The 24,782-nt window shown below is 34.1% G+C and carries 23 protein-coding genes, 1 pseudogene and 1 riboswitch; of the genes and pseudogenes, 16 read left to right on the top strand and 8 right to left on the bottom strand.

Features of this window, described 5'->3' with window-relative positions:
• The first annotated feature begins 52 nt into the window (after nucleotides 1-52).
• The 4 genes from AAIE21_RS06280 (at nucleotide 53) to AAIE21_RS06265 (ending at nucleotide 4,358) form a co-directional block, all read left to right on the top strand.
• Nucleotides 53-814 (top strand): thioesterase II family protein, encoded by a 762-nt coding sequence (locus AAIE21_RS06280; RefSeq protein ID WP_343265974.1) that lies wholly within the window; start codon nucleotides 53-55, stop codon nucleotides 812-814.
• A gap of 239 nt (nucleotides 815-1,053) precedes the next feature.
• A complete protein-coding gene (locus AAIE21_RS06275) occupies nucleotides 1,054-1,944 on the top strand; it encodes an ABC transporter ATP-binding protein (protein WP_343265973.1) in 891 nt (296 codons plus the stop codon).
• Complete coding sequence (locus AAIE21_RS06270) at nucleotides 1,928-3,508, top strand: hypothetical protein (protein ID WP_343265972.1); 1,581 nt, start codon at nucleotides 1,928-1,930, stop codon at nucleotides 3,506-3,508. The genes AAIE21_RS06275 and AAIE21_RS06270 overlap by 17 nt, the downstream gene beginning before the upstream one ends.
• Nucleotides 3,509-3,548: 40 nt before the next feature.
• Complete coding sequence (locus AAIE21_RS06265) at nucleotides 3,549-4,358, top strand: DUF4097 family beta strand repeat-containing protein (RefSeq protein ID WP_343265971.1); 810 nt, start codon at nucleotides 3,549-3,551, stop codon at nucleotides 4,356-4,358.
• A 216-nt stretch (nucleotides 4,359-4,574) separates the two neighbouring features.
• Here the strand turns inward: AAIE21_RS06265 and AAIE21_RS06260 are convergent, their stop codons facing one another.
• The 3 genes from AAIE21_RS06260 to AAIE21_RS06250 form a co-directional block, all read right to left on the bottom strand.
• A complete protein-coding gene (locus AAIE21_RS06260) occupies nucleotides 4,575-5,666 on the bottom strand; it encodes a sensor histidine kinase (RefSeq protein WP_343265970.1) in 1,092 nt (363 codons plus the stop codon).
• The gene (locus AAIE21_RS06255; RefSeq protein WP_343265969.1) at nucleotides 5,663-6,382 is read right to left on the bottom strand and encodes a response regulator transcription factor; all 720 of its coding nucleotides are present in this window, start codon (nucleotides 6,380-6,382) and stop codon (nucleotides 5,663-5,665) included. Before AAIE21_RS06255 ends, AAIE21_RS06260 begins: the two co-directional genes overlap by 4 nt.
• 213 nt (nucleotides 6,383-6,595) lie before the next feature.
• Nucleotides 6,596-7,825: an aspartate kinase gene (locus tag AAIE21_RS06250; RefSeq protein ID WP_343265968.1), complete on the bottom strand. Its 1,230-nt coding sequence runs from the start codon at nucleotides 7,823-7,825 to the stop codon at nucleotides 6,596-6,598.
• A 231-nt stretch (nucleotides 7,826-8,056) separates the two neighbouring features.
• A riboswitch (Lysine riboswitch) is annotated at nucleotides 8,057-8,243 on the bottom strand.
• Between the two features lie 200 nt (nucleotides 8,244-8,443).
• Between AAIE21_RS06250 and AAIE21_RS06245 the strand changes: the two genes are divergently transcribed.
• The 4 genes from AAIE21_RS06245 (at nucleotide 8,444) to AAIE21_RS06230 (ending at nucleotide 13,050) form a co-directional block, all read left to right on the top strand.
• A complete protein-coding gene (locus AAIE21_RS06245; protein ID WP_343265967.1) occupies nucleotides 8,444-9,352 on the top strand; it encodes a DoxX-like family protein in 909 nt (302 codons plus the stop codon).
• 4 nt (nucleotides 9,353-9,356) lie between these two features.
• Nucleotides 9,357-9,968: a DUF4166 domain-containing protein gene (locus tag AAIE21_RS06240; RefSeq protein WP_343265966.1), complete on the top strand. Its 612-nt coding sequence runs from the start codon at nucleotides 9,357-9,359 to the stop codon at nucleotides 9,966-9,968.
• A gap of 5 nt (nucleotides 9,969-9,973) precedes the next feature.
• Nucleotides 9,974-11,584: a YndJ family protein gene (locus tag AAIE21_RS06235; protein WP_343265965.1), complete on the top strand. Its 1,611-nt coding sequence runs from the start codon at nucleotides 9,974-9,976 to the stop codon at nucleotides 11,582-11,584.
• Nucleotides 11,585-11,787: 203 nt separating this feature from the next.
• Nucleotides 11,788-13,050: an MFS transporter gene (locus AAIE21_RS06230; RefSeq protein WP_343265964.1), complete on the top strand. Its 1,263-nt coding sequence runs from the start codon at nucleotides 11,788-11,790 to the stop codon at nucleotides 13,048-13,050.
• A gap of 44 nt (nucleotides 13,051-13,094) precedes the next feature.
• Here AAIE21_RS06230 and AAIE21_RS06225 read toward each other — a convergent pair whose 3' ends face one another.
• From AAIE21_RS06225 to AAIE21_RS06210, 3 genes are all read right to left on the bottom strand, one after another.
• A complete protein-coding gene (locus AAIE21_RS06225) occupies nucleotides 13,095-13,556 on the bottom strand; it encodes a hypothetical protein (protein ID WP_343265963.1) in 462 nt (153 codons plus the stop codon).
• Between the two features lie 285 nt (nucleotides 13,557-13,841).
• Nucleotides 13,842-14,213 (bottom strand): hypothetical protein, encoded by a 372-nt coding sequence (locus tag AAIE21_RS06220; RefSeq protein ID WP_343265962.1) that lies wholly within the window; start codon nucleotides 14,211-14,213, stop codon nucleotides 13,842-13,844.
• 407 nt (nucleotides 14,214-14,620) lie between these two features.
• Nucleotides 14,621-15,022: an SMI1/KNR4 family protein gene (locus tag AAIE21_RS06210; RefSeq protein WP_343265961.1), complete on the bottom strand. Its 402-nt coding sequence runs from the start codon at nucleotides 15,020-15,022 to the stop codon at nucleotides 14,621-14,623.
• Nucleotides 15,023-15,469: 447 nt separating this feature from the next.
• Here AAIE21_RS06210 and AAIE21_RS06205 point away from each other — a divergent pair, with 447 nt between their 5' ends.
• The 5 genes from AAIE21_RS06205 to AAIE21_RS06185 all read left to right on the top strand — a co-directional run bounded on the left by AAIE21_RS06205 (nucleotide 15,470) and on the right by AAIE21_RS06185 (nucleotide 20,842).
• Entirely contained in the window at nucleotides 15,470-16,033 is a 564-nt protein-coding gene (locus tag AAIE21_RS06205; protein ID WP_343265960.1) for an undecaprenyl-diphosphatase, read from the top strand.
• Nucleotides 16,034-16,210: 177 nt separating this feature from the next.
• Nucleotides 16,211-17,482 carry an MFS transporter gene (locus AAIE21_RS06200; RefSeq protein ID WP_343265959.1) on the top strand — a complete coding sequence of 424 codons (1,272 nt, stop codon included), beginning with the start codon at nucleotides 16,211-16,213 and terminating at the stop codon, nucleotides 17,480-17,482.
• Between the two features lie 794 nt (nucleotides 17,483-18,276).
• The gene (locus tag AAIE21_RS06195; RefSeq protein WP_343265958.1) at nucleotides 18,277-19,026 is read left to right on the top strand and encodes a metal ABC transporter ATP-binding protein; all 750 of its coding nucleotides are present in this window, start codon (nucleotides 18,277-18,279) and stop codon (nucleotides 19,024-19,026) included.
• Nucleotides 19,023-19,889, top strand: a complete 867-nt coding sequence (locus AAIE21_RS06190) for a metal ABC transporter permease (protein WP_343265957.1) — start codon at nucleotides 19,023-19,025, stop codon at nucleotides 19,887-19,889. Before AAIE21_RS06195 ends, AAIE21_RS06190 begins: the two co-directional genes overlap by 4 nt.
• A 17-nt stretch (nucleotides 19,890-19,906) precedes the next feature.
• A complete protein-coding gene (locus AAIE21_RS06185; RefSeq protein WP_343265956.1) occupies nucleotides 19,907-20,842 on the top strand; it encodes a metal ABC transporter substrate-binding protein in 936 nt (311 codons plus the stop codon).
• A 58-nt stretch (nucleotides 20,843-20,900) separates the two neighbouring features.
• Here the strand turns inward: AAIE21_RS06185 and AAIE21_RS06180 are convergent.
• A pseudogene (locus AAIE21_RS06180) lies at nucleotides 20,901-21,343 on the bottom strand (arsenic resistance protein); the annotation flags it as partial.
• Nucleotides 21,344-21,521: 178 nt separating this feature from the next.
• Between AAIE21_RS06180 and AAIE21_RS06175 the strand changes: the two are divergent.
• A complete protein-coding gene (locus tag AAIE21_RS06175) occupies nucleotides 21,522-21,716 on the top strand; it encodes a hypothetical protein (RefSeq protein WP_343265955.1) in 195 nt (64 codons plus the stop codon).
• Nucleotides 21,717-22,062: 346 nt separating this feature from the next.
• Entirely contained in the window at nucleotides 22,063-22,755 is a 693-nt protein-coding gene (locus AAIE21_RS06170; RefSeq protein WP_343265954.1) for a DUF3888 domain-containing protein, read from the top strand.
• Between the two features lie 213 nt (nucleotides 22,756-22,968).
• Here AAIE21_RS06170 and AAIE21_RS06165 read toward each other — a convergent pair whose 3' ends face one another.
• Nucleotides 22,969-23,790, bottom strand: a complete 822-nt coding sequence (locus AAIE21_RS06165) for a YwqG family protein (protein WP_343265953.1) — start codon at nucleotides 23,788-23,790, stop codon at nucleotides 22,969-22,971.
• Nucleotides 23,791-23,905: 115 nt separating this feature from the next.
• On the opposite strand from AAIE21_RS06165, the gene AAIE21_RS06160 reads away from it, so the two are divergent.
• Nucleotides 23,906-24,703 carry a polyphosphate kinase 2 family protein gene (locus AAIE21_RS06160; RefSeq protein WP_343265952.1) on the top strand — a complete coding sequence of 266 codons (798 nt, stop codon included), beginning with the start codon at nucleotides 23,906-23,908 and terminating at the stop codon, nucleotides 24,701-24,703.
• The last annotated feature ends 79 nt before the right edge of the window (nucleotides 24,704-24,782 follow it).

Below are 24,782 nucleotides of genomic sequence, written 5' to 3'. Positions count from 1 at the left end.
ACTTTAAAAAGTTCCACTTTATATTACTATTTATTTTAAGGAGGAAAAATTTATGTCTATCGTATCGCTTCAAAATAAGTGGTTTATTCCTCTAGAGGATAAAACAAAAATTCGCACAAGATTATTTTGTTTTCCTTATGCTGGTGGAAATACGTCAGTTTATAGAAATTGGAGAGAGAGCTTGTCGCCTGAAATTGGCCTCTGGCCTGTCCAATTACCAGGCCGTGAACAACGGTTATTAGAAGAACCAATTTGTGATTTGTTTGAATTAGCCCGGAATATAGCTGATGAAATAGAACCTTTATTAGAATATCCCTTTTCTTTTTTTGGACATAGCATGGGAGCCCTTGTTAGTTTTGAGGTGGCCAGAGAATTAAGGCGTAGAAACTGCCCGCAACCGATAAAACTTTTTGTATCAGGAAGACATGCTCCTCAAATCGCTAATGTGAATCTACCTATCCATAATTTAAGAGAAGAAGAATTTATAAGTAAATTAAGAAAATTAAATGGAACACCAGAAGAAGTGCTAGAAAATGAGGAACTTATGCAACTCTTTCTTCCTATGATTCGTGCTGACTTCCAAGCGGTTGAAACGTATGAATACATTGAAGAACAACCTTTAAGTTCTTCAATTGTTGTTTTTTCGGGGATGGATGATACGGAGGTTTCTATGAATGAACTTACGAGCTGGAAGAAGCAGACTATAAAATCATGTAATGTGGAGATGTTTCCAGGAAATCATTTCTTTTTACATAAACAAAAAAAAGGGATCTTACAAACAATAGAAAATGAAGTGAAAGATTACTACATATAGGAATATGTATTTTCTATAGGAGAGAAAAGCGAACCTCCATCTCAAATTTAAGAGAGTTGGAGGGTTTGCTATTACTAATGAAAGTGCTACTTCATAGGCCTTTTTTATATAATTTAAGAGGATTTTGTATGGAATTTACTTAGATTTTACTTTCATCGACTATACTGATTACAAATAAACCTTTATTAAATGCAATCGTAGAAACAATTCTTTGCTTTATAAGGTGAGGAGGTTAAGATATGGAACTAATTATTGATCATGTAACAAAGGCTTATGATAAAAAAATAGCGCTGAATGATTGTAGTTTACATTTGAAACCAGGAGTTTTGGGCTTACTAGGTCCAAATGGTGCTGGAAAATCTACATTGATGCGCATTTTAGCAACAATTGAACAACCGACGAGTGGTAATGTAACATGGGATGGAGTTAATATTCAAAAAAAACCAAATCAATTACGAGCGCAACTTGGATATTTACCGCAAGATTTTGGTGTATATCCAAATATGAATGCTGTGGAATTTTTAGAATATATGGCTGCAATGAAAGGCTTATCAGCACGATCCTCCAAAAAACGTATCCATGAGTTGCTCGAGGCATTGAACTTAACAAATGACAGAAAGCGCTTATTAGGTGGATATTCTGGTGGAATGAGGCAAAGAGTAGGAATCGCACAAGCTTTACTGAACGATCCTAAATTGCTCATTGTAGACGAACCAACAGTTGGATTAGACCCTGAAGAAAGAATTAGATTCAGAAACTTATTATCTAGCTTATCTTCTGATAGAATTGTTATTTTATCTACGCATATCGTTACAGATATTGAATCTATTGCAACAGACATTGCATTATTGTCAAAAGGAAACTTACTAGCTCATATGCATCCAGAACAGCTTTTAAAGCATGTTGAAGGGAAAGTTTGGGAGTGGGTAATACCGGTTTCAGAGTTAATACATGTTCAAAAGAAATATACGGTAAGTACTGCGATTCATCGTAGCGACGGTATTCATGCACGTATTGTTTCAAATAAGGCACCTCATTCTACAGCTCGTAGGATACCTGCATCTCTTGAAGATGCATACTTATATTACGTTTCTGCGTTAGGAGAGGGTCAAATTGAACAATGTATTTAATCTATACTATTTAATTAAAAATAATTTAATAAGGCAAATGAGAAGCTATCCTTTCTTAATTGTTATTGGATTAACGATATTTTTAGGATATGCTTGTGTACCAGCAGCTTCTTCAGGATACGAAGTGTTTTATATTGGTGGAGTAAGAGGCGAATATAATTCATATTGGCTTGGCGGAATGGGAGCAATGCTTTCTTCCTTACTTTTATGGCTATTTGGATTTTATATGCTAAGAAGTCAAGTTACTGATGATCAGCGATTAGGAGTAGGGCAACTAATTGCTTCATCACCAATTAGTAATTTACGGTACATTTTTAGTAAAACTATTTCAAATTTTGTTGTATTACTTGCTATTGAGACAGTATTAATTGTTGCATTTATTATCATGCAATTTATACGTGGGGAGGATCTTTCCTTCCAAATAGGTGGATATTTATATCCCATCCTTTATATTGTTTTTCCTTCACTTGCTCTTCTTGCGGCACTTACTACTTTCTTTGATGTTTGCCCGGGATTAAAAGGAGTAATTGGAAATATTGTATTCTTCTTCCTTTGGGTTTTTTTGGGGATTATTGCAATTGCAAGCCCAAACAGTTATTGGGACGTATTTGGTTTAGATGTCATAAGATCGGATATGCTTCATGATGCGGCAAGTAAATACGAATTTTTAAAGACAAGCGAAGAAGGTGGAAGTTTTGGGTATTATCCAGTAGATGGAAAAATACAAACATTTCAATGGGATGGGGTCGATTGGAATAGTGAAATTTTGTTGACTCGTTTTATGTGGTTTGGTGTAGCAATTTTATTTATCATAATTACTGCCTTTTTATTTAAGAGATTCAATACATCTCATTCTCAAAATGGTTTATTAGCAAAGGTAAATGAATTTGGTAAAAGAAGTGAAGTAGTTCTTGAAACGAAGCAGAACAATAAGCAACTTATATTAACTTCTATTACGAGAAGTAATCGCGTTAGTATGCTAAGAATGTTGAAAGCTGAATTGTTACTTATGTTGAAAGGTTTTACGATTTGGTGGTATGTAATTGCTATTGGACTTATTGCGTTTGGTTTACTGGTTCCTTTGCATATTTCAAAAAACTGGTTACCATTAATTATGATTTGGCCAATTGCAATTTGGTCACAAATGATAACTAGAGAAAAATTTTATCATACCGATCAAATTATTATTTCTAGCTGTTCTCCTTTTTATAAGTTTTTTTCAACTTGGATTTCGGGAATTATTGTTAGTTTTATGATTTCAAGTGGTCTTTTGGTTAAGTTTATCTTATCTGGGGAAACTGAATTTCTTATCTCATGGCTTTGTGGCATTGTATTTATTCCAACCTTAGCACTGGCACTAGGAATATGGAGTGGTTCCCGTAAATTGTTTGAAGTTATTTATATGTTATGGTGGTATTTAGGTCCAGTTAATGATATTCCATATTTAGACTTTTTAGGATTATCAACAGCACAGCCAATGGTGTATTTAGCCCTATCTGTTATTTTATTATGTGTCGCTATTATAGGACAACAACAGAAAACGGGGAAATTATTTTCAGTTTGAAAAATGAGATAATTAAAAGTTTATATTAAGGAGCGATTATATGAAAAATATAAAGAGTAAATTATGTTTAATTTCATTAACTGGTATGCTAGCTGCAGGATTGGTAGCGTGTGATTCGGCAGAAAGTGGTGCAGATGTAGGAGCAAGTAAAAAGGTTGGATCTCAAAATATTAGTGAAGTTTATGTGAAAACTGACGGACAAAATATAGAATTCCATTCTACGAATGAAAGTGAAATTAAAGTGGATTCGGGGAAAATAAAGAATCCAAAAATTAAAGAAGAGGGAAACAAATTAGAGATCGATGCAGGAGAATCTTCAGCAGGGATTAATTTCAAAACAGCAACAATGCATATATATGTTCCTAAAAAAACATATGATAAAATAGAAGCAACAACAGTATCAGGAAAGGTTACGGCAGAAGATATAAGTGCTAAACAACTGAAGTTATCTAACGATTCAGGTGATACTACACTTGAGAATTATAAAGGTGAAAATATTACAAGTACTTCTAAATCAGGAGTAATTACCTTTAAAGGGATTGAAAGTGATTTTGATATTCAAAATAATACTGGAGACGTTAATGTATCTATGGTGAAAGATTTAAAAAATGAAGGTAAAATCAAAACAGAATCAGGAAGTGTGGACATTAGTTTTACAAAGGAACCGAAAGGTCTAGCGGTTGATTTCTCAACACGGGCAGGTAAAATTAAAAACGAGTATCCTCTTTCTTCTGGTGAAAAAGGGAATGATAATAAAGTAAAAGGGAACATTGGATCTGAAAAATCGGATGGTGCAAAATTAATAGTAGAATCATCAACAGGAACGATTAACTTAAAGAGTGGAGAATAAAGGTATAGAAAAATATCGTTAGAGACTTGAAGTGGGCTGTGATAATGAGCAATGAAAAACACCTCCTTAATTCGCGTGCTAAAAATGCGGATTAAACGGAGGTGTTTTTCATTTGAAGAAAAGAGTAAATTCCCCAGAAGAAGCGGGATGTCTAAGTATCAAGTTCAGATTCAATTCAAAATCAAGGGGCTTTTTTAGTACTATGACAAGTATAGATTATGTAATTGGAAGTGTAATATAAAGAGAAGTTCCTAGGTTCACTTTACTTTCTACCTGAATCGAGCCACCGTGTGCACTAATGATTTTGTGGGCAATGGTCATTCCTAAACCAGTTCCTTCACTAGAAACATGTGTCGTCGTTCCTCGATAGTATTGCTTAAATATGTTTCGAACAGTCACTTCATCCATACCAATACCATTGTCTTCGATTATAATCTGTACATTCTCGTCTAAATAAATAGATGTTTTAATATGTGTTCCAATAGGGTTATGTAAAACACAGTTCATAAGTAAGTTTTGTAAGGATCGGTATAATAATTTTGTATCAATAGGAATTACTATATTTGTTACATCGGTGTGGAAATGAAAATGATACTGTGAAGAACAGGGATTGTTTGTAATATCTGCCACGATTCTTCTTGTAAATTCAACAATATTTGTTTGTTCTTCGACGAGCGGTATTTGAGAGTCGTTAAGACGAAAAGACAGATTTAAGTCTGCAATTAATTCTTCCATATGTGCTCCTTTTTCCTTAATTTCTTGTAGGAATTTTTGTTTTTCCTCTTCACTCCACTGATGTTCACGGGATAGCATAAGTGTGGAATATCCAGTGATGTAAGTAAGCGGTGTTTTTAAGTCATGTGAGATTCCAGCTATCCATTCTTGTTTCATATTGTCCAAGCGATTTCTTTCGATTTCAATTTCTCTTAATTTGCTTGCCAAATATTCAATATTTAAAATAACATCTTTATACAAACGGTAAGGTCCCTTTAATGTGTTAGATTTTTTGTTATAAATATGATGCGTTTTTGTGGGTTTTTCATCATAATGTCCTTTTGCTAAGGTGGAAATCCAAGAAATGATAATAAATAATGGTTTTCCAATATACCATCCATACACAATACTACCTAAAATAAGAGTACATATGAATATAAGTATTACAATTACATCATATGCATTATTTTTTTCCGTCATTCCAACGAGGGGGAAGATGAGTTCAAATGTTATCATTAAAGTAATGCCCATAAATATGAGGCAAATAAACAAGCTAAGGATGAAATGAAGGCTTAGACGTATGTTGATTTTCATTTTATTTGCTCCTTATTTGGTGGTATAAATTTGTAACCAATCCCTCTTAAATTAAGAATGAATTTTGGGTGCTTTGGGTCTTCTTCTATTTTTTTTCGTAATTTAGAAATGTGCATTACGACTGTTTTATCATCTCCGATAGAAGAGGTTCCCCATACATATTCATATAATTGTTCGGCAGTAAAAATCCGGTTTGGATGTGTACACAAAAACGTCAGTAATTCTAATTCCTTTGCTGTACAATGAACAGGTTCTTCATTGACGGTAATAAGACCTTCATCTGGGTAGATTGAAAATGAGTGAAAATGTAATTCAGATCTTTCTTCTTTGTTTTCGATTTGAAACATATTTTGTCTGCGAAGTTGTACGTTGATTCTTGCGACAACTTCTAGAGGATTGAAAGGTTTTGTAATGTAATCATCTCCTCCGATTCCGAGGCCTGTCAATTTATCTAAATCACTGGAACGTGCTGTAATGAATAGAATGGGGGTGGTCGTATAATTACGTATTTGCCTACACAACTCAAAGCCATCTATATCAGGAAGCATGACGTCTAGTATAATAATATTGAATACGCGAGATTTAATTAAATCTAAAGCTTCATTTCCAGTTTCAGCTGTTGTAATATGGGTGAAGTTTTCCTTTTTCAGTGTAATTGAAAGCATGTCCAATATTCCTTTTTCATCATCTACTAAAAGAATGTTTTCTGTCCTCATTATGTAACCTACTTTCTGATATTATATTTTTATGTTTTATCTATAAAATATATAGGATTGTTTTCTTCTTAAATAGTTTATCATAATTGAAGTGTTTGAAAATATGGAATTTTCGTGTAGAATAATATGTTTTCTTTGAAGAGGAAATGGTAATAATAAAATAAACAACAACGAGACTATTTATCGTTGTTGTTTTTGAAAACGAATATAGAATTAGTGCATTTGTACTAATGGTTCAATTTTAGCCATAAATGCTTGATGGAGCGCCTCTACACCATCGACTAAGTGTAGACGATCAATTACAACAGATACTTTAATTTCAGAAGTACTTACCATTTTAATATGAATATTTTCTTCTTTTAGTGTAGAGAACATGCTAGCCGCAACACCTGGATTAGATACCATGCCAGATCCTACAATAGATACTTTAGCTAGGTGATTTTCATATTCTACCGATTTATAATGAAGCGTTTCTTGATTTTGTTCTAATACTTCTAATGTTTCTCTTAAATCACTCGAATGAATAGAGAAGGATAGGTGTACAGTACCTTCATTTGTAATGCTTTGAATAATGATATCAACATTAATATGAGCGTTAGCTAATGTAGAGAAAACAGTTGAAAGCGATCCTTGTTCTAATCCTTTCATTGTTACACGTGTAATATTATCTTCAAATGCAATACCTTTTACGATCGATTGTTGTTCCATGTTACATTCTCCCCTTACAATTGTTCCATTTTCTCGTTCCATACTGGAACGAACTTCTAAAACGACGTTATGATTTTTAGCAAATTCAACAGCGCGTGGGTGCAGTACACCAGCTCCAAGGTTTGCGAGTTCTAACATTTCATCATAAGAAATTTCATCTAATTTATATGCGTCTTTTACAACGCGTGGATCAGTTGTGTAAACGCCTGTGACGTCTGTATAAATATCACATTTTTTCGCTTTAAGCGCAGCCGCTAAGGCAACAGCAGTTGTATCAGAACCACCGCGGCCGAGTGTTGTAATTTCGTTTTCTTCACTGAATCCTTGGAAGCCAGCGACAATTACAATCGTACCTTCTTGTAAATAGGACTGAATCCGTTCTGTATTGATATCAGTGATTCTTGCACTTCCGTGTACAGATTCAGTTGTGATACCAGCTTGCCAGCCCGTTAGTGAAATAGCTTGATATCCTTTTGTTTGTAGTGCCATTGTTAATAAAGAGATTGTAACTTGTTCGCCAGTTGTTAAAAGCATATCCATTTCGCGTTTACTTGGATTTTCGGTAATAGCCGTAGCAAGTGCAACAAGCTCATCTGTGCTTTTGCCCATTGCAGAAACAACTGTAACAACGCCGTTTCCTCGTTCATATTCTTCAATAATTAAATTTGCTACATGTTGAATGCGCTGGATACTTCCAACAGAAGTACCACCGAATTTTTGAACAATCGTTTCCATTGCAAATTCCTTCTTTCGTCCATTTTTATTAATCAATCAGGAAAGGTGTAAAAAACATATAAGAGAGATGTATAAGTCCCTAAATATTCCTGTAGTTACCGGAAAGAAAAACAAAAAACACCATCTCAAATAGGTGAGGATGGTGCTGTTACAGGAAAAGGGAAACAGAAAAAGGAGCTAATAAAAAAACCGCCAAAAAAGGAATATCATAATAAAACATGATATCTCTTTTTTGTAGATAGCTCTTCATACATACACGTCTGTACATATGACAGTTCTGTTTCTATTCGAAAACAGCCCCAATTGATAAATGCAGAGAAATTTATCAATTTCGGCAACGATTCCTTTCTTCTAAACTCATCGACATCTCTGTGTCTCCTTTAGAATACTTATAAGCGTTGCAACCTCTATCTCACGTTTTGGGCGAGAGTGTTTGGTTTATGAAGTTATTTGGTAACATTTGTTTTATAATAATTAAAATATTTTAGGAAATCAAGTGCTTTATTAATATTTTGAAAATTAAGTCTTTTTATAAAATGAAAGAATTGTTTGAAAAATATAGATGGAATCGAATTTTACGTATACATTAGTGATATAGAGGGAGTGGAGGGAGAGAGGATGAAGAGGCAGAAACCGCTTTATGTTCAAACAGAAATGGAAACATCAATGGAGGAACTATGGAGGTATACGCAAGATCCAACGTTACATACAGAGTGGGATGCAAGGTTTACTGAAATATCATATCTAGAGAGAAAAGAGGATGAACCGCAACGTTTTTTATACAAAACGAAAATTGGTTTTGGACTCGAAATAGCTGGTGAAGGAGAATCGGTAGGGGAATTACAAAAGGAAACAGGGGAAAGAATATCTTCGTTAAAATTTTGGACAGACAGTAAACTTTCATTGATAAAAATAGGAAGGGGCTATTGGAAATATACACCGAATGGAAAAAAGATTTGCTTTGAAACGCAGTATGATTATGAGACGAAGTTCGGCGTTGTCGGGAGAATTATAGATTCATATGTATTTCGGCCGCTATTAGGATGGGCAACAGCATGGAGCTTTGATGCTTTAAAGTTATGGTTAGAAAAGGAACTACATCCTCGCTTATTAATAAGAAGAACGATTACGCATTGGCTTACGTGTTTCTTACTAGCATTTGTATGGATGTATCAAGGGCTTGTACCAAAAGTATTATTTGCTCATCCAGAAGAGATACGGATGCTTTCTATACTTATTAGTTCAAACGAAAATAGCATTCTTGCTCTTAAAATAATTGGTTTTTTAGAAATAGTATTCGGGATCATATGGTTGTTGCCGTTCAAAAAAAGGAGATTGTTTTTATTTCATATTTTTATTCTAATAGGCTTGACCGTTGCAGCAGGATTCACAAATATTTTGAGTTTTATCCAACCATTTAACCCCATTACCTTAAATCTTATATTAATTGGATTATCAGTTATTGGTTATATGAACAGTGATGATTTACCAAGAGCGAAAAATTGTAAGAGAAAAAGAAAGGGGTAAATGCGTGACTAACATCTATGAACGATTATTAGGAGAATCTTATCAGCAGCTACATCCAAAATTACAAAAACGTTATGCAATTACGGAAAACAATCCTTTTATAGGTGAAGGGAAAATGGATGAAATTGATGAAGGATCGTTCTTTGTCAAAATACTTTTAAGAGTGGCATCGAAATTTCGCATGTTTTTTTCAGAAAGAGGAAAAGAGGTACCGTTTACGATACATAATACTGCTGAAAAGGATGCGAAAGGAACTATCTTTGTAAGGTGGAATAGGATGTTTCTGTTTGGCAACAAAAAACGTTACTTCAATGCTGTTATGTACTTGGATACGAAGCAGAATGAAATTATTGATTACTTTGGTGAACCGCATTTGCTTGTATCAACACTTGCATTTTATGTGGATAAAGAAGGAGCAATGCATATCTCATCAAAAAAACAATGGTTTTACATATTTGGGAAGAAAATACCACTACCAAAATTTTTATATGGAGAGGCGAAAATTACAGAGAGCTATGATGATGTGTTAAATCGTTACAAAATTCATGTTCAAGTACGAAATCCATTGTTTGGGCCGCTTTTCTTTTATAAGGGAACGTTTATAGAAAGGGATTAAAATAGATGAAAAATATAGTTGTTGGACTTATTTGTTATATGATTTTTCTTATATTAGAATGGTCCGTACTAAATCCTGTTGAATCGATTATATTACTATCTATTCTTCTGTTCATACCAATGTCATTGTGCATTGTTGATAAGGAGAAAAGAGATGGATCACAGGTTTTATTTTATAAAACGGTATCGTTACTTTATCCGGTTGCTGCAATCAGTGCGATGCTTGCCTTCGTAACAGAATATTTTTTATTTGCAATTATTTGGTACATATATACAGGCATTATTGCGTTATTCGGTGTAAGTAGACTGTTAGAAAGAGGATGGAAGCCGTTAGAAGAGACTGCAATTGATAGTGGATTTATTTATTTGTTTTTAGGTGGTTTTTGGTTCTATGCTTCTGTAGCAAATATATCAATTATGCAGTTTAGTTCTGATATTGTTTTACTTACAGCAGCTCACTTTCACTATTCAGCCTTTTTACTGCCTTTATCTGTAGGCTTACTTGGGAGAAAGCAACAAAAGAAAAGTAAATTATTTGAGATTGTTACATGTATTATTATGATTTCTCCGATGACAGTAGCAATTGGTATTACTTATTCGAGGACATTCGAGTTCTTTGCGGTATTAGTTTATCTCATTTCACTTTATGCTTATGGTATTTATGTATGGAAAACAAAATTCACTTCTATAAGTGCAAAAATTCTTCTTATCATTTCATCAAGTACACTTATGATAACGATTTTGTTTTCGCTCGTATACTCATATGGAAACTTGAAACAAGTTATGACGATCACCATTGCACAAATGGTTTGGATTCATGGTGTTGTGAATGGGATTGGTGTCGCATTACCTGCTTTTGCCTGCTGGATGATTGAAAAGAATGTGCCAGCTTATATTCACTACGGAAAACCGATGAGTCGTATGAAAGGAAAAATGAAAGTGGAAGGAACGAATGGTGTAAAAGAGAAGATATATACAGGTCTTGTAAATCAAATGAGTGATTTTCATAGTATGCAGTTTGATGAAAGGAAAGTATCTCCGCTTATCATAGATTTCTATGAGCATACGAAAAATTATCAATTAAAAGCGAATATTAAGTGGTCTCGCTGGTTTCGTCCCTTTGCCTTTCTCTATGAAAAAATGAGTAGGCATATGCAACAAATTCATTTAGGGATGGGGCATAGATGGGAAGCTATGCATGGGGATATCATTGCGATAAATGATGAATGCGATGGTAGAGAAGATGTGAGAGCATGGATCAGAAAAAATGAACAGGATAAAACAATCTTTGTAGCCCTTTACTCGCAGCATACATATAGCGGAGAAACCTATATGAATATCGCATTGCCATTACCATATTCGAATATGACAGGCATTTTAAAATTACGTAATGATAATAAGGACCTTATCATTACTAGCAGGTTAAGAAAAAGCACAAAAGGAGACGAAGGGGTTTACTTACATACTCGTTTCTTTACATTTCGATTACCGTTAGCTGAGACATTTACGATAAAAGAAAAAAATGATAGGACTTTGACAGCAAATCATCAAATGTGGATATTTGGTGTGAGGTTTTTAGAAATCGATTATGAGATTGAGAGAATGGAAGAGAAATGACATTAAAATACGTTTCTGTACAGGGCTTGGAGAATCTTCTAAGCCTTGTGTTATGTATGTGTATTTGTAACGGACACTTGTTTATCCAAATCTTTGTCCTATACACTTTAAGGTTTAAAAGTCTTAATTGGGTGAAAAAAAAGAAAATTAAATGTTATAATAAAAGGAAAAAGAAGGAAGATATTTAAAGGAAGGGGATACATATGCAAGGAGAGATACAGACAGAAAATAAGGGGAGTTATGTAAGTAATTTATTGTTGCCTGTTACAAAATCACGTCATTTTACTTTTTTATGGATTGGACAGCTTCTTTCCGTTCTAGGAAGTTCTATTACGATGGTAATCCTTCCGGTAGTTGTATATACATTAACTGGATCCACAGTTGTTATGGGAACGACGATGGCTATGTATATGCTACCGAATATTCTTGTCTTACCGTTTTCTGGGCTAATCGTTGATCGTATAAATCGAGTGAAGTTAATGTTATTTACGGATATTGTTCGGTGCATAGTGATGATCACACTTGCGGTACTTATGTTTACAAATACTTTAACAATCACAATTTTATATATGCTAGTAGCGATATATGGACTAATGGAGGGGATATTTCAACCTGCATATGCAGCAGTGCGAGCAAGGGTCTTTGTACCGGAAATTCGTAATGCGGCTAACGCATTAACACAAATGAGTAATCAAGGCGTTCGTTTAATAGGTCCAGCGCTTGGTGGTCTCATTGTTTCGGTTGCATCGGCCGGAATTGGATTTGGTTTAGATGCATTGACTTATTTGCTATCTTTTATTTGTTTATTATTTTTAAAAGATGTAACAGCTAGAAAAGTACAGGAACAGACAAATCAAAAAATGAATTTCAAAAAAGATTTTATAGAAGGGATCGTTGTTTTAAAAAGTCACCCGTGGCTATGGATTACAATTTTAGCATTTTCATTTATTAATATTTGCCATGCTGGAATTATCGTTGTATTAATCCCTTGGTTATTTAATATACATCATCATTTTGAACCATTTGTCTACGGACTTGGAATGGCGTGTTCTGGAGCAGGGGCTGTTGTGGCAGCTCTTATTTTTGGCGGGAGACAGAGATGGCATAGACGAGGATTGCTTGCTTATGGAGGTGTCTTCATTAGTGGGGTAGCACTTTTAATTATGCCTTTTGTTTCATGGGCTCCGGGATTAATAGGATTAATGGCACTTGAAGGGTTTGGAATCATGATTTTCGGTTTAATTTGGGAAACGAGCTTACAAGAGCTAGTGCCAGAAGAGGCATTTGGAAGAGTAGCAAGTCTTGATATGTTAGGGTCTTTTGCATTATTACCGCTAGGATATATAGTCGTTGGGTGGTTAGCAAGTGTAATTGGTGGTACTGTGACAATTACGATTTTAGCTATTGCGGCAATTGTCGTAGTAGCAATCGCGCTGCTTGTTCCGAGTATTCGCCAGTTTGATTAGTGTATATTTACAAAAAAACAGTAAGTTCTGCTAAAGGGCAGAGCTTACTGTTCGTGAAAGAAAAATATTTGTGAATACTGCTTTGCTTCTTTTTCAGGATGACCGTTATAACTAAATTGACTGTCTTCCCAGCTAATAAAAACTTCAAATGAATTGGCATCTTTATATAATGGGAATTTCATTTTTGAAAAACTAGTTTGACTATATGACACACTCATATCAGACTGATTGAAAGGTTTGAAAGCAGCTTTTGATTTTGGGTTATTGTGACGAATTTCAATTGATACGTTACTTACGTCCTTACCGATATTCTTTACAAGTAAGCTGTGTGTATGATACATATCTTCTTTTGATTGCAATGCTTGAGGCTCTTTAGCCTGATCAACTTCAATACGCCACTGCTTAGATTTTGATGTAACAGGGAGTTCTGTAAAAGTAAAGGCGCTTGTTTGAAGTGGAACTGCAAAACATATGAAAAAAAGTAACAACAATATTTTTCTTTTCATGTACCATTCTCCAATTTGCTATAGCTGATTATTTTGATTTTGTTAGCATGTTCTAAAGGTAAAAAAGTTATACATAAATATTTGGTTTAGTAGTTATAGAAATGTGATGTTACATTTTTTAAGTTTATATACTATATGTAACTATTTACTTCTTGTTTTTTAGATATAAGTTCATCTTTTAGCTATAAATATAAAAAGAATGGGGACGCTTTTTCTTGAACAACCTGATAGCTGTCCCGTTATTTTACAATATATTCATCTTTCATCGTTTGTGGATGTTTTTTTTCATTTTTTCTTTTTTATTTTTATTGCTTCCTGTCCGCCTTGCTCGTCGTTTCCTTTTCCAGCAACTCCGCTTCTCCCATTTCCATTTGCGAACTGTGATTTATTATTTGCGCTTTTACTACCATTTATAGCATTTTGTCCACCTTGATTTGCGTTTGTTCCAACATCTTTATTAATTTGTCCGCCGCCTTCTGCCCTTTGCTCAATGTTACCAGCATTACTGCCTCGGTCTGCGAGATTATAGATGTTATATATGGTAATATGAATTGAAAAATTGTTTTTATCGAGTTCGAAATAGATATTTTCGTTTGATTCATTTTTATCATAGTGGTTATCGCTTTTATCACTTTTATGTTTTTTATCGTTTTTCATAGAGTTTTTCCTTCTTTCTTCTTTGATTTGGTATATCTCTTAGTATTAATGTATTAAATTTGGTTTGTTTTTCTTGTATGCTTGTCTAATAAAATTCATGATGTATGTTATTAGTAAAAATTAAAGAAGAGAAAGTAAGGGAGAGATTCTTGCATTCTCAAATGATGTTAGCCACTATGCAGAGAAAAAGATGACAATGCGCTTTACAGGTTTATATAAAGCGAGTGTACCGATTATTTTGATTTGTGGTTTGGTTAGCTTGGTGTTGTATGAAGGGGAGTTCTGGGTTGGTAGGAGAAGAAAAGTTTTAATAAGTAAAGGTTAGAAAGTAAGTTTAATGAGAGAAAAACATTCCACAGATGCATTAGTGGAATGTTTTTTCTATTTTATATAAAATGGTTACTATCTCAAAGCTTTTTCCAAAATATGTTTTGAGCAACTTCTTTAAAATTCTTTTCCTCCCTTGGTACGATTGATAAGTCCTCATGCCAAATCTCAACAATTTTCCAGTTGTTTGTTTTATGAAAGCCTATAGCATCGCCGGCATAGTTATCACCAAATAGTAAAACATTTTTCAGTTCTGGATTGTCATCTACATCATATATTTCATCTGCTTCAATAAGTCCTCCGAAAAACATAAAATAGGAATTAGAAACAAATCCATAGCCGACTTCCTTTAAGAAGGAAATATAGTCTTGGGGTACACCGTTAAGCATGGATTCTTCCTCAATAATGGAATCAGTTAATGTACTAAAATCATAATCAGTTGGTGCATCATGAATTTTTTTTATAATATCTTTGTATACCATTTGTAAACACTCCAAACGTATTTTGAGTTTTAGTATAATGGTGGTTGATTCGTTACCTACCATATTTTTTACAAACTATTATAGAGATATAGACTAGCGAAGTATTGAAACAAAAGATATCCATACCAACTACATACTTCGTTTGTTAGTGTTTTAATGTTAACATACTATTCTGTTTTTCTGGAATGTACTATTTATATTTACCTTAAAGTGTTTCATATAAACACTTTAGATAAGTTGAACTGTCAAAATGGAAAGGAACCTTACAAAAATGTAATGTTTATGTCACGAAATAAGATAGTACATCGTGAGCAATCTTATTAAAATGGAATAGATTATGCTTTTTGGCTGGAAAGCAACGGAAAATATAGTCTGCTGCTAAATTACTTCAAGAGGTATATTTTATTAACATGTAACGTGAACGAAAGAATTAAAGGAGATTATGTAATGAATTTTAAAGATTTAGATTATGAATGGTTCCACTTTATAAATGATAAAGTACAGCAATATCCACTAATTGACAATGTAATGATACTACTTGCAGAATATGTACAATATGCTTTCGTGTTATTGCTTGCTCTATTATGGATAAGGAATAAACCTAATTTTCGTGTAATGGCTTTTCAAGCGATGGTCGCATTTACTTTGGCGTATTCGATGAATAGGATTATTGAACAATTTCTGTATAGAGATCGACCTTTTGTTTCCCATAACATCACACAACTCGTAGATCATGCTGCCAATTCTTCTTTTCCAAGTGATCATGCAACATCAGCTGTTGTCATTGCGGCTACACTATTGCTATCTGCATATCGTTTTAAATATACTTGGTTTTTGTTAGCGCTTGGTGTAGCTTTTTCGAGAGTATGGGTAGGCGTACATTATCCACTTGATGTAATTGCAGGAATTGTACATGGAGTATTGATAGCTCTATTTACACAGTATGTTGTATTTAAAATACGTCCTATTGCTAGATTAATTGCGAAACCCATTTTTCAAGGGGGAAACTAATTTTATAAAGTAAGATGCTTATATCTAAGAAAAAACTGTCCTAAATCAAAGTATTTAGACAGTTTTTTTGTTGGTCTCTTTTAGAACGAAAAGAACGGATGAAAATGTTATTGAATATGAATTGTTAACCATAGTACATTTAACAAGGGGAAAATTTTTCAAAAAGAAGGTGAGAAAATGCTTGATACAGCTGATGGTTCAATAAGAAGTCATATGTATACAGCTGAAGAACAACAAAAGCTATATAAAAGAACATTAGTAATCGTAAGTATTTCACAAATGTTCGGTGGTGCAGGGTTAGCTGCAGGAATTACAGTAGGTGCACTGCTTGCGCAGCAAATGCTTGGAACAGATGCATTCGCGGGACTGCCAGCAGCGATGTTTACAATGGGATCTGCAGGAGCAGCTTTAATAGTAGGAAGGCTGTCTCAACGTTATGGGCGCCGAATTGGGCTTGCGACAGGATTTATGGTAGGGGGGCTTGGTGCTATTGGTGTTGTATTTGCAGCTTTAACAAATAGTATTATTCTCTTACTTACTTCTTTGCTTATTTATGGTGCAGGTACGGCCACAAATTTACAAGCTCGTTATGCTGGTACGGACTTAGCGAATAAGAAGCAAAGGGCAACAGCTATTAGTATTACAATGGTTATGACGACATTTGGTGCAGTTGCGGGACCTAATTTAGTGGGTGTAATGGGGAATTTCGCTCTTTCCATTGGTATTCCAAAACTTGCGGGGCCGTTCCTATTATCAGCAGCTGCATTTTTACTAGCAGGGCTCATACTTTTCATTATGCTTCGCCCAGATCCATTAATAGTAGCGAACATGATAGAAACATATAAACAGGAACAAACAAATAAAGGAAATTCGATGACTAAGACGTCGATAGAAAATAAAAGAGGCGTTATAGTTGGTGCGGTTGTTATGATACTTACACAAATCGTAATGGTCGCAATTATGACGATGACTCCTGTACATATGGAACACCACGGTCATGGATTAAGTGAAGTGGGCCTTGTTATTGGATTTCACGTAGGAGCGATGTACCTTCCTTCACTTGTTACTGGAATCCTTGTTGATAAGATTGGTAGAATGGCAATGAGCGTTGCTGCCGGAGTTATACTACTTAGTGCGGGTGTGGTAGCTGCCATTGCGCCGAGTGATTCTTTAATACTTCTAATTATTGCTCTTTCTTTACTTGGATTAGGATGGAATCTTGGATTAATAAGTGGTACTGCTCAAATTGTTGATGCAACAGAACCTTTAACGCGTGCCAAGACACAAGGAAAAGTAGATGTTTTTATTGCGCTAGCAGGAGCTTCAGGTGGAGCGATGTCAGGAATGGTGGTAGCGAATTCAAGTTATGCAGCATTATCATTAGCTGGAGGAGCCTTAGCCTTGTTACTTATTCCTGTTGTGATTTGGTCTCGGAAAGGGAATAGATAGCGTTCACTAAAAGAATATAAAAGTGTTTTTTATAAAATGGTGAGGGCTATGTCTCTGTTTTGGGGGAGATACCCTTCTTTTGATTCAAGTTGTAGTTTCTTAGGGGGCTTGTCTGTAATCATATTAGTAATGCAATACAAAAGCTAGGGGTTAAAGGGCGTTTGTAAGCGGATATTGGGCTTTTTCGTAGGGGAGAACTCGAATTGTAATGATTGGGAGATGTCTCATAAGTCGTTAAAACCGACTTATGGGCAGTTCTCTTTTTTTATTTTCCTATTTGGACCTTGCAATTGACTATGACCTTATCCTGCACCAATACGTCCTTTTCAAGGTTCAACGCTTTTTGCCATATGAATGCTCCTTCCCTATGTGCTGATTGTTGTATGTTTTATATTATTTTGTACGAAAAATAATCATTAGATTTTTAGGGAAAGTATAATCCGTTATAAAACGAATAACTATTAGATAGGGGTATTAACTATGTCGTACAGTGACTTTAAATTACTTTTTTAAAGGGGGTTATCTGGAATAGTGATGCTTATAATAAAACTTGTGCGTATTGAGGTGAAAGTAATATATTTTAGATGAATTTTGTAAGGGTATTCATAAACTAATAAAAAAACAGTTTACAAATTTGTGTTCGGCTTATATAATTTGACTCATATAAAAAAGTTTCCTTAAGGAAACATAAGTTCAAATGTATAATATAATTTATCTTATATTTTTTTGCCTTAAAGTTGCCTTTATGCAAAATACTTATATGAACGAAAAAAAGAAAGGGGAATGCATAAAAAATGGCTGAGGCTATAGTTGTCAAAGATTTGTTTGTATCATATCAAGGGAATCAAGTGGTCCAAAACGTTTCCTTTGATATTGAAAAAGGAAAACTCGTTGGAATTATTGGTCCAAACGGAGCAGGGAAATCTACTCTGATGAAGGCTGTATTAGATTTAATTCCAAATGATAAGGGATATGTTCGGATTCTTGGAGAGGATATTCGAAGCGCTAGAAAGCGTGTTGCGTATGTACCACAAAGAAGTGATATAGATTGGGATTTCCCTATTACAGTTTTAGATGTCGTGCTAATCGGAACGTATCCATCTTTAGGTATGATGAAAAGACCAAAGAAAGAACATCGGGATTGGGCATTTGAATGTCTAAAAAAAGTCGGAATGGAAGAGTTTAAAAATCGCCAAATTGGTGAGCTTTCAGGAGGACAACAACAGCGTGTCTTTTTAGCAAGAGCTTTAGCGCAAAAGGCAGAGATTTTCTTCTTAGATGAACCATTTGTTGGAATAGATGTAACAAGTGAAGAGACAATTATTAAAATTCTTAGAGAATTACGAAAAGAAGGAAAAACCATTATTGTTGTACATCATGATCTAAGTAAAGCTGAATCTTATTTTGATAAATTATTATTATTGAATAAATGTTTAATCCATTATGGAGAAGTACAACAAGTATTGGAGCCAACTGTTATGTCAAAAGCGTATGTGAATCAGGGGATATTCTTTAATAAGTCAGCGGAGGTACACTCATCATGAAGATTGTAGAATTTATAGATGCATTAATGCAGTACGGTTTTCTACAAAAGGCGTTATTAACTTCCGTTATGGTAGGGATCATCTGTGGTGTAATTGGATGTTTTATAATTTTACGAGGCATGGCATTAATGGGAGATGCCATTTCACATGCCGTTCTTCCAGGAGTAGCGCTTTCTTATATGATTGGAATGAACTATTTTATAGGTGCGGTTTTAACAGGTGTTATCACTGCAGTTGGGATTGGATTTGTAAGTCAAAACAGTCGCATTAAACATGATATGGCGATTGGGATTATGTTTACCTCTGTATTTGCTGTAGGGATTATCTTAATTACCTTTATGAAGAGTAGTTCTGATTTGTACCATATTTTATTTGGGAATGTCTTATCGGTTCGTTCTTCTGATATGTGGATGACACTTAGTATCGGAGTTGTAATTATTGGTCTTGTGTTTCTATTTTACAAAGAATTATTGGTGTCTACATTTGATCCAACAATGGCACAAAGTTATGGATTGCCGAACAAATTAATTCATTATGGCTTAATGATTCTTCTTACGATGGTTACAGTTGCTTCACTTCAAACTGTAGGGATTATTCTAGTTGTTGCTATGCTTATCACACCAGCGGCTACAGCGTATCTATTAACAAACCGTTTGTGGGTCATGATCTATCTAGCAGCGGGTATTGGTGCACTTTCATCTGTAGTAGGGCTATACTTTAGCTTCTCTTACAATCTTGCTTCAGGTGCAACAATTGTTCTTGTTGCAACATTCTTGTTCGGATTGGCATTCTTTTTCTCACCGTCACAAGGTTTATTTTGGAGAGCTATAAAAATTAGAAAAAATAGAGCAGAGTTGTCATAATTGATTGGAGGATAAAGATGAAATTAAAAAATGTGTTGTTTTCGATACTTTGTATTTTTGTTTTTGCACTAACAGCATGTTCTAGTAATACAAATGGAAAAGAAGAAAAAAGTGGGAAATTAAAAGTTGTAACAACATATTCCATTATTTATGATATGGTGAAGCAAATTGGTGGAGATAAAGTTGAGATTCATAGTCTTGTTCCAATTGGCGCTAATCCCCATGAATATGATCCGCTGCCAAAAGATGTTATGAAAATGACAGATGCAGATATAGTGTTTTACAATGGTTTAAACTTAGAAGAAGGTGGAGCATGGTTTAAAAAACTATTAAAAACTGCAAATAAATCAGGGGAAGATGCACCTGTTTATAAGGTAAGTAAAGGTGTAGAGCCTATTTATTTAGAAACAAAGGGATTAGAAAAAGAACCAGACCCACATGCATGGATGAATATAAAAAATGGTATTCTATATGCTGAAAATGTGAAGAAAGCATTAATTAAAGAAGACCCTAAAAACAAAGAATTCTATACTGAAAATGCGAAAAAGTATATAGCAGAACTTCAAGAATTACATGATGAAACGGTGAACAGAATCCATCAAATTCCTGAAGAAAAACGTTTCCTAATCTCTAGTGAAGGTGCGTTTAAATATTTTGGAAAAGCATATGGAATTAAGACAGGATACATTTGGGAAATTAACTCGGAGAACCAAGGGACACCAGATCAAATTCGAGATGTTGTAAATTTAATTCAAACGAATAAAGTTCCAGCTTTATTTGTGGAAACAAGTGTAGATAGACGTAGCATGGAAACTGTTTCAAAAGAAACGAATGTACCGATTGCTGGTACAATTTTTACAGATTCACTTGGTAAATCAGGTGAAGATGGAGACACTTACTTGAAAATGATGAAGTGGAATACAGATACAATTATTAATGGATTACAGAAGTAGTATTAAGTTGAATAAAACAATAAAACAAGCACCTACGAAGGTGCTTGTTTTATTTATATTACTGAGGTGTAGTTACTACTACTTGTTTCTTCTTCCTGATTATTAATAATACTTGAGAAATACTTGTAAGTACAGGAAGTTCGATTAATGGTCCAATTACTAATGCTAAAGTGATAAGAGGTTTATTTGAGAATGCTGTTACAGCAATCGCAAGAGCAACAGGTGAATTCCTAGCTAAAGTTGTGAGGCTTAGACTAACTGTATCTTGATAAGATAAGTGCATGATACGTCCTACAAATTGTCCTAGTATAAAGTTAATAAGAAAGAACAGTAATACAGATATAATAATAGAACTACGTTCATGTTTTGTTATAAATATTTACCTTGTGATGCAAACATTGAAACAATCGCTAAACTTAAAAATGGAATTACTTTATTCTCTAATATTTCCGTCTTTTTCATTTTATTCATAATGAACTTTGTTCCATGTGCTAATACAAATGTGATACGAAGACTAAGGGTTAAAGGAATTCATAAGCGACTATCGAGCCACTTCGTATAGAAAAACTGAAATTATAATGGAGGGGCCAACTTTTTCTCAAAAGTTGATCTCTTCTTCTATCTACTTTCATGTCATACGAATAACAGCAATGGTGATTCCATAGGGGGGTTTCAAGGGATGTTTATACCATCTAAAAATATGAAAGGTATAAGGACTCCATATAAAGTTAGTATGCAAAATAATGTTAGTGAAGAAAAAACAAGCGTATATTTTATTGGCTTAATATTAATTTTGAAAGATAAAATAATTGATACGAGTATGAGTAAAACGAAAGGTAATGCAGATTCTATTTGTTCACGAGGTAATGAATGATCATGAAAACTTTTAACAAAAGTAATGATGATGTAGATAATTACTATTAAATTTGATGCAATTGACATAGAGGTTAGTATGAATTGATTCTTAGTTTTTTTCATTTTGTGAGTCATCCTTTTAATCAACAATTTAAATTATTTATTAAAATTCTTTGTTTGCCGTACGGATACCTCTTTCTTGAAATCAATTGTAAGGGCTTAACTAACCTGTGTTCATATGACTATACGAACTTTGCATATGTTAGTTCGTATCTTGATTCAGTTAGATTGGATTCATAGCAAAATGAATTGAATAAAAATCTATAGATCATCTCAATTTTCACATAATAAAATGAGGTGATTTTATGAAAAAAACATTTAGCCTGTTCATAATCGTAAGTATAATGACTTTAATTTCTTTTCCTTCGGTTCAAGCAAAAGAAGTCAAGTATATGAAAGATGATAAAATAAATGATTTTGATATTGATTTAACCAGCTATGAACTGTATTCGTTTGGTGACTTCAATCAATTAGGTTATAGGATAACGCCACTGACTCAATTGTTTTTAGGAATCGTTCAAACAGAGCGGGAGTGGATTGATGAACCAAGATTATATATTAAAGGGAGTAAAGGGTATTTTCACTTTTGGAAAGAAGATGGTACAAATGTACTTTATACAGTCGAAAAGAACGGCAGTATTTGGAAGATTATAGATGTTAAAAGAAAGAGAATTAACAGAATACCAGTAAAGAAAGAATTTTTAAAAGAGGTAATGATAAATCTCCTATTAGAGCCGATAAGTAAAGAAGTGAACAAGTATTATAAAGAACCCAAACTTTGGGACCGAGGTTTTGAAAAAGTAATTGAAATAAAAAAGGACGAAGAGAACTACATTTTTTATGTAACTGTTCAAGTTCAAACGTTTGAAGGTGCACATAATCCCCCTTATGGCGAAGACACAATTACTTTCCGTATAAGGGGAAATGATGTAGAAGCGATTCATTACAAACATAGAGAAATTCCTGAAGAAGAGCTGAAAAAGCTGAAATTAAGATGAAAATAAATTTTATTGAAGTCGAAACAGGACTATGGTAATGCAAAAGTTAAGGGTAAAAGAGTTCAAAAATAGTTATCATGTTTCTTCGTATAGTGGAATTTGAGTGATATTAACTAGGCCAACTTTGTAGAAAAAGTTGGCCATTTTTCTATTTTTCTTCTCTTTATACGAAGTACAGTATAGGAACAGGGGGTACATGTTGAAAATGTATGGTTAGCAACATTGTAAAATCAACCATGTATTTTCAAAGTTTCTTCTCAATAAATCTTCTTTTTTGATCCAGAAATACAATAGACCAGTGTCTCCCCAATCCATTTCCGACTCATCATTGGTATCAAGTTGTAACAGTAACATCCAATCTTTAGGGCTGCCAGGCAAAAGTTTTATTTCTTCATCTGAAGGGTATCCATTTCCTAAATAGATTCTGTTTGTAACAAGATGACACTCTTCCGCCATTTCTTCTGATTGTATAGCTTGTGCGGAGCCGAGTAAATGATGCAATCCATCGATATACAATTCTTCTATTTCTTTATAAAGATCCCATTCATCATCATGTGATAAACCTGTTTCGCCGACTTTTTCTTTTGCTAATGTCCACGCTTTTTGAAAGGAGATGATGGAGGGAGGGAACACTTCTGTTTGAAGTTCTCGTCGTTTTAGATTTTCTGTATTTTCCGTGTACAGAACGCGGTGTCCTCCGGTATCTCTTGGATCAAATCCCCACGGTTGTTCTTCTGCGTCATAAAAGAAATATAACATGCCTCTTGTAGGTAGTGGATTTCTTTTGTGATAGGGTTGTACATCCTCTAAATTCAGTTGTCCAATAAAGTGTAACGGTATGTCGTTGTATGTTGGAATCTTTAATTCATCAGGTAAATCTGGAAAACCTCCTAATTTTGATGTTCCCACTGCTATTTGTTCATCAGATTCTTTACGTAGATGAATTTGAATTGTTGGCTCAAGAGATTTTAAAATATGTTTTTCTAGATGCAGGGCACCATACTTTTCGAGCACATCTTGTAGCGCTTGTTTCATTATGTATCACCTCATTCTTAATTGTACAACAATTTAGTTGTATTTTCCGAATAAAGAAGAAAATGGTGAAAATTATGTTGAAATAGCGTTAGTGTAGGAAAAGGAGGATTATTTTATGAAAAAAGATCGTCTTGCCCAAGTAGATTTAACGAAAAGAATGGAATCAAAATCGAGGTATAATAAGAAACTTGAAAAGTATCAAAGGCGCTTATTAGCGTTGCAGCAAATTTTACAAAAAGAAAAAATAGCTGTGATTATCGCGATGGAAGGATGGGATGCGGCTGGGAAAGGGGGAGCAATTAAAAGAGTTACGGAGCATCTTGATCCGCGCGGCTTTCAGGTGAATCCAATTGGTGCGCCTGCTCCTCATGAAAAACGTTATCACTATTTGCAACGCTTTTGGCGCAAAATTCCTCAGTATGGTCAAATTACGATTTTTGATCGCTCTTGGTACGGCCGTGTATTGGTTGAGCGTGTAGAGGGGTTTGCTACAAAAGAAGAGTGGCAGAGAGCATATGATGAAATTAATGATTTTGAAAAACTATTAACAGATGATCATTACATAGTAGCAAAATTTTTCTACCATATTAGTAAAGAAGAGCAACTGGCACGATTTAAAGATCGAGAGAACAATCCTTTGAAGAGATGGAAAATTACAGATGAGGATTGGCGCAATCGTGAAAAGTGGGATGAATACGCCCGGGCAATGGAAGACATGTTTGAGAAAACAGATAAACCGAATGCAAGCTGGAATATTATCGCTAGTAACGATAAATTATATGCACGTGTGAAAACGTTGAAAGTGATTATTTCATTAATTGAGGATTATTTTGTAGAGCATGGAATAGAACTGCCATCATATTATCATGAAATGAAAGAGGAAAGCGAACGTGTGCAAAATATAAGTCATTAAATTTTCAAGGGATTAAACGCTATTCATCATAAGAAGTGTACACAAAAAATGAAGAATATAACCGAAAATTAATGAATTT

It is taken from the genome of Paenibacillus sp. 102 (assembly GCF_039549175.1).
Taxonomy (GTDB): domain Bacteria; phylum Bacillota; class Bacilli; order Bacillales; family Bacillaceae_G; genus Bacillus_A.
This window is presented reverse-complemented; position numbering and strand designations above follow the sequence as displayed.